This is a genomic window from Kitasatospora sp. NPDC058243 (assembly GCF_042882025.1).
In the GTDB taxonomy this organism is placed as follows: Bacteria; Actinomycetota; Actinomycetes; order Streptomycetales; family Streptomycetaceae; genus Kitasatospora.
In genome coordinates, this window is the sequence record NZ_JBHVWW010000169.1 from 1 (window position 1) to 1,290 (window position 1,290).

Below are 1,290 nucleotides of genomic sequence, written 5' to 3' on the forward strand. Positions count from 1 at the left end.
GCCGGGCGCCGCGCCGTTGGGCCCGGTCAGGTGGCTGCTCTCCCAGTTCCTCTCCCCGCTGGTGAACACCCGCACCGATGCCTGGGGCGGCTCACCGGCCAACCGCGCCCTGCGCCCGGTGACTTGGTCCGACAAGGCGCTCGCCTCCGGCCGGGCTCCCGCCCCCGGCACCCGCCCGGCCGTGGCCCTGCTCGTCGAACAGCTCCAGCAGCGCGAGGCCCTGGGCCGCTACCGCGCCTGGCTGGACACCCGCCGGCCCGAAGCGGCGTAGCCACGCCCCGGCACGGCGCACACCACCCCCGCCGCGCCCTGGCTTCGACCCCTGCGCGCCCGCGCTGGACCTTCACCGAGCAGGCCGAAGGCCTGACGTTCCGTTACGGCCGTCGCAGCCACGGCACCCATGAAGGATCGCTCAGCCGCCGCGCTCCGGTCTCTGCCCAAGTGGTGACCGGGTTTCAAACCATATGTCGCCCTATGGAATGACTGTGGTTCGTACCCGGGCGTGTCGCAACTGACCGCTGCGAACCTTGCCCATACCAGGCAGGACCTGCCGGCTACACCTTCCGGCAGGCCTGCCCAGGTCCGACCACCCCACCGAGAGCCGACACCCGTCGGCGCACCTGCGGAGGTACATCATGTCCCGTTCCACCACCGCGCTCGCTGCCCTGGCCGCCGCCGGCCTGATCGCCCTGACGGCGACCACGGCTGCTGTCGCCGCGCCCCGCGTGGCCACCAACACCATGTGCCTGGACGTGGGCGGTTCCCGCGACAACGGCGACCACGTCAAGATCTGGCAGTGCCAGAGCCCCGGCTTCGGCAACCAGAACTTCGTCATCGACAGCGGCCAGATCAAGGTCAAGGACACCATCGGAACCGGCCGAGAGATGTGCCTGGACGTGGGCGGTTCCCGCAACAACGGCGACCACGTCAAGATCTGGCAGTGCCAGAGCCCCGGCTTCGGCAACCAGAACTTCGTCATCGACAGCGGCCAGATCAAGGTCAAGGACACCATCGGAACCGGCCGAGAGATGTGCCTGGACGTGGGCGGTTCCCGCAACAACGGTGACCGGGTCAAGATCTGGCAGTGTCAGAGCCCCGGCTTCGGCAACCAGAACTTCGTCATCGACAGCGGCCAGATCAAGGTCAAGGACACCATCTGACAGGCCGGCGCGGGGCACGGTGATGGCCGTCGTGTGCCCCGGAAATGCAGAGAACCCCCATCCGGTTTCCCGGATGGGGGTTCTCTGTGAATGATTGTTCGGCGGCGTCCTACTCTCCCACAGGGTCCCC

At 68.8% G+C, this 1,290-nt stretch carries 1 protein-coding gene and 1 pseudogene; both read left to right on the forward strand.

The window, feature by feature from the left end:
- Nucleotides 1-271: pseudogene (locus tag ACFVX9_RS39845) on the forward strand (hypothetical protein); the annotation flags it as partial.
- A gap of 364 nt (nucleotides 272-635) precedes the next feature.
- Nucleotides 636-1,160 carry an RICIN domain-containing protein gene (locus ACFVX9_RS39850; RefSeq protein ID WP_387987219.1) on the forward strand — a complete coding sequence of 175 codons (525 nt, stop codon included), beginning with the start codon at nucleotides 636-638 and terminating at the stop codon, nucleotides 1,158-1,160.
- Nucleotides 1,161-1,290: the final 130 nt, after the last annotated feature.